General features: G+C 46.0%; 3 protein-coding genes. 1 reads left to right on the plus strand and 2 read right to left on the minus strand.

What is annotated here, in order from left to right; genetic code table 11:
* Nucleotides 1-151 precede the first annotated feature (151 nt).
* Nucleotides 152-1,822, minus strand: a complete 1,671-nt coding sequence (locus tag EMM73_RS19600) for a glycoside hydrolase family 28 protein (RefSeq protein ID WP_127688449.1) — start codon at nucleotides 1,820-1,822, stop codon at nucleotides 152-154.
* A 611-nt stretch (nucleotides 1,823-2,433) separates the two neighbouring features.
* The gene (locus EMM73_RS19605) at nucleotides 2,434-2,619 is read right to left on the minus strand and encodes a hypothetical protein (RefSeq protein WP_127688450.1); all 186 of its coding nucleotides are present in this window, start codon (nucleotides 2,617-2,619) and stop codon (nucleotides 2,434-2,436) included.
* Nucleotides 2,620-3,419: 800 nt separating this feature from the next.
* Here EMM73_RS19605 and EMM73_RS19610 point away from each other — a divergent pair.
* Entirely contained in the window at nucleotides 3,420-4,247 is an 828-nt protein-coding gene (locus EMM73_RS19610; RefSeq protein ID WP_127688451.1) for a MipA/OmpV family protein, read from the plus strand.
* The last annotated feature ends 420 nt before the right edge of the window (nucleotides 4,248-4,667 follow it).

The following is a 4,667-nucleotide window of genomic DNA, read 5'->3' on the forward strand; positions in this document are numbered from 1 at the left end:
GTACATGGTGATCGCCGGCCAGCCAGCTTTTGCTTTGTTCTGGATCGGATTGCTGCTTCGTCTGTATCTGCTGGCAGCAGGCCAATAAATAAACACAACTCAGTGTAAAAAGGCTTTGCAGCGCTGGTTTTGCTTTCATTTGGATTTATCTTTATTTTATATTCTGATGGGAACTGACCAACTGCATATCCGCTGCGGTTAAGGCTACTTTTTCACCTGAGCCGTTTTGCCCCCAAAGCTCACTGAATTGAGGAGCTGGTACCTGTTGCATCACCACAATAGGTCTGTTGTCGCCCGTCAGTGAAGACTGCTGCAATTGCAGGCCGATAACATCGTCAAACACCAAAGCAGGACGAAAGTCTTTTGCTCGAGTTGATAATTTAACCCCCTTGATTTTTAGACCTTCAACATGACGAACATAAAGCCCCCATGCGGGCAACTCACCAAACATTGTATATTCAGGGTAAGACTCCCGTTCTTGTGGCACCAAAAATAACTGATGGTAAGGCCGGTAGGCTAAGCCTTTATTAGCGCGCCCGGGATAACTGATCTCGATATTTTCCAGCTGAATATCTTGCAATCTTGCATCAGGCAAGCCAGTGATGGAGGCAGGAATGGGATTGAAAAATGCGTTTAATGCTGGTCCTCGCACTTCGTAGTCCAAATCCGCTCGGTCAAAAGCAATGGTGGCGCTAACATTTTTGATCTGGACACGGCGTAGCACCCCGACAGCAGTATCTTTTGCTACCAGCATATTACGCTGTCCCAGCCGGATAAAAATTGCACAACCAACATGACTGGCATGCACTCCATCTACCTCAACATCTTCCAAAAAGGCGCCATCGACAGTTTCGAGTGCAATAGCGGACCTGTAAGTGTCAAAGACCTTGATATTTTTTATCCGGACTTTACGAAAACCACCCTGAGATTCGGTACCAAACTTCACGCCATTCGCGCTGGAGCGCAAAACACAGTCGGCAATATAAATATCTTCGTTAAACTGGCCAGGCCCCATAGTGGATTTCAGGCAAATAGCATCATCGGCGGAGTTAATAAAGCAGCCAGTGATCTGCACCTTTTTACAGTCATTGATATCAATACCATCGTTATTCCAGAAAGAATCACTATCCACTTTGATGTTATCGATATGCAAATCTGTGCATGCTGCATAATGCTGCACCCAGGACGCACCGTTTTTGATACTAATGTCATAGATTTTCAATTGTTGGCAATGATAAAAAGCCAGTATGCTGGGCCTTTGGTTAGAACGATTACGCCAGTGGTTAAAGTCAGCTTCCACCCTCTGACCACTGTGATGTAACTCATTGATAGCAAGAGCAAGTTCACGGCCTCGGCCATCTATAGTTCCAGCACCACTGATGGAGATTTGACTGGCATGATCGGCATATAACAAGGCCTGCAGTTTACCTTTAGCATCATGATACTGGCTGATATCGACGCTGCCCAGCAAAGTCGCATCCTGCTCCAGCACTAAATCTACACCTGACTTTAACTGCACAGCTCCAATCAGATAGACCCCAGCAGGCACTACTACTCTGCCACCATGCTCTAAAGCCGAGGCCTTATCAATGGCAGACTGCAAAGCTTTAGTGTCATCTTGTTTGCCATCGCCTTGTGCACCAAAATCTCGGATAGACAGACTTTGTTTTTGCGACAGAGACTGACGTTTTCCGGTGCGGCGATGCCGGATAAATTCGCTTTCATACTGTTGCAACTGACCGGCCCATAGGGCGAAAGGTGCAAGATAAGCTGTAGCAAAACAGGCCAGACTGGTTTTCAGAAAAGTTCGACGGCTTAGCATCTGATGCTTCCTTTATTCAGGCTATTTTTTCTAAGACCTGCACCAGATGTGCATAAAATAGCAGCAAAAACACTTATTGCACCAAGATATACCAAGCATTGACACCGGTGTCAATTGTTTAAGTTTTAATTGAATTCCGACTGGATGGAAGATAAGTTGCTCTGTGACAAAGGGAAAAGGCTATTTCAACCAAATGATTTCAATTCAAAAAAGCAAGCTGAGTACCTGAGCCTGTAGAGGTTTCGAGGTTGAATTTTGCTCATTCTGGTGACGCTTTGAGCGCGAAAGGAGGAGCGAAGTTTGGATATTCTAAATCAGTGACGGGTGAAGCTGGCGCTCCTGCTCAAGCCCCTTATAGAGGTCCGCGCAGGCAACAAAGCTCAAAGCGCCGCCAGACTGCTGCAAAAATATCCCTGCAGCGTCAACACTCTCTAGCGCGAGTAAATGTTAATGGTGTTTGAAGTCAAGTGCGTACTGCACCGGAGCAGATGCAGTTATTGCGTCTGTGTTTCAAAGCCAGCCGGCACGAACTTATAATGCCTGCAGACTATTCGATTACTTACAACCCTATCTGTGTTGTGAGTATATTAGCGGTTCCAACAGAATTAGCCCTAAATCACAGCAACATCAATGTCGTCCTGATCAAAACCAAAGACGTCACCGTCAAAATCTACCGATAAACGCACAGTATTTCCAGGTGAAGAGATCCGAACTATATGCCCTACCTGACCATAACAGTCGCTGGTGGAATCCGTGACTATTACATCAAGACCCACAGTCCACAGTGGTTTTGCCATCAGTTTCTCCAAAATTGACGCCAGATCAATACAACAGGTATCGATCTTTGGAGCGACAGTGTACGCGAATTGACTTTTTAAAGCGAGATAAGCTTGCAACTGCTTTAGGAGCATGCTAAAGCAAAGCCTCTTGCTGACAAAAGAACCACAGTAAATAAAGGGCTTCAGTACAAATCGCAGGCGCAGTGCACTTCACTGAGATTTGCTTGGAATTCCGAATTGTATCCGTCGTAGTTAAAGCTGCGGCTTTGTTGGCTGCGCCCTCGTGCCCCAGCCACATACTAAGTCTATGCTGCCGGGCTGGAGAGCTTGTCGCCACCCTACCCACTTCACAATATTTGGGTATATACCCGTCGTCTTTGAAGTTACTTGGGGATAGAGCCACTATTCCGGCTCCGCGAAAACACTCCACCTGATAGTCCAGTCTTGTGTATTGAGTCTATCCATTTGCAGATGATTGCAGTCATCATCAACACTGTGAGGCCTGCGACCTATTCTGTTGCAAGCTTAAGATAGCACATCGAATCAACTCTGAAGAATGGATAAATCAAAACTAAGGGCTGGGGCTGATTTAAATAGCAGATCAATCGGCTATATGAAGCAAAACCAGGGTGTCATCTGCTTTTTTAATCTAATATAGCCAAGCATGCCCTTGTATAAAGGGCATCTTTGTGCAAAACCTTATAGCTGATAAAACGCAGTATTCTGTGCATACCTTAATAAAAAATCGTCTCTAACTTCGTAAGAGCAATGTGTTTTGGGCAGTCAGCCATCTCACTTCAACCGAAAACAGGATTAATATGAAAAAACTTTATTACTTGTTATGCATACTTGTTCTGCACTGTTTTCTCTTTCCAGCAGCACTAGCGCAAGGCACCGAAAAAGCGCTGGTCCCTTTGCCGTCAGTTGACGACTTCTCCAAAGGCGAGGATGGCTGGAGTTTAGGGCTTGGTTTAGGTATTGAATATGAAACAGCATACGAAGGTTCAGACGAATTTGGATTAGAAATCGAACCAGCAGGTTCATTGCAATGGCGTAATGGCGATAATGTTTTCTTTTTTGCTGGTGAAGCTCTAGGTTGGCGTGGTGTTCGCGCTAATACTTGGTTATTTGAGACACTCCTAGGCTTCGATGAGGGGCGTAAGGAAAGTGACTCCGACGACGGCAGGTTGTTTGGACTTGGTGATCAAGACGAGGGGGCTGAACTAGTACTGCAAGCGCGTCGCGCCTTCGACCCCGATTGGCGCTATTGGCTGGTTGGTCGTGTTGTGATCAGTGGTGACGGAAACCTTGGTCTATTTGGACTAGGACGCCGTTTCGGCGATAAAAGCGACGGCACGGGCTCTGAACTTAATTTTGTCTTGGTTGTTCATGACAGCGATTACGCTAACAAAGGTTTTGGCGTAGACTCAGCTCAAGCTGCTGCATCCGGCTTAAATGAAACCAGGCTAAGTGGTGGATTGCGCTCAATTGGACTGGATTACAACTTGCGCCATTACGTCAATCAGAATTGGCAGATTTATGGCGAGGCTCTTTTTGAGTATTTCAGTAGTGAGGTTCGGGATAGCCCAATAGCTCGGAGTAAGTATGAGGCCGAAATAGGCGTCGGCTTTATTTACCTGTTTTAGCAGAGTGCAGTTCAAGCCTGGTTGCAACAACACCAGGCTTGTCTCCGTGCTGATTGTTTCGCTGATGTATCGGCCCCGTCTCCATCGAACGGCACTGAGCTTCACGACATTGAAATCGAAACTCTGACTAACCTAAAAGGTGACTCAGAGTCACGACGGATAGAACATAAGGCCAGAGCTTCTTTAACTTGGTGTATCTGATTTTTTTTGTTGTACACCTGAGCTTCGTTTATATCGGATATGTGTAGTCAGCTTCATTTCGTCCACGCCAATTCCTCATGGCATTTCCAGAGATACCGGCGTTTTTCAAGCTAGTTGTCACCATCGACCGTTTTAAGCGGCCTGTTTTTCTACCTTTTTAACTGACTCTTTTTCTGGATTCAGTGTTGTCGGACCCACTGGTGTGCAGTTCCGGACTTC

The sequence above is a fragment of the Rheinheimera sediminis genome (genome assembly GCF_004005375.1).
In the GTDB taxonomy this organism is placed as follows: domain Bacteria; phylum Pseudomonadota; class Gammaproteobacteria; order Enterobacterales; family Alteromonadaceae; genus Pararheinheimera.

What these genes read in the sequence shown, in the direction of transcription:
- EMM73_RS19600 (WP_127688449.1), bottom strand. Translation starts at nt 1,822, where the DNA reads ATGCTAAGCCGTCGAACTTTTCTGAAAACCAGTCTGGCCTGTTTTGCT.
- EMM73_RS19605 (WP_127688450.1), bottom strand. Translation starts at nt 2,619, where the DNA reads ATGGCAAAACCACTGTGGACTGTGGGTCTTGATGTAATAGTCACGGAT.
- EMM73_RS19610 (WP_127688451.1), top strand. Translation starts at nt 3,420, where the DNA reads ATGAAAAAACTTTATTACTTGTTATGCATACTTGTTCTGCACTGTTTT.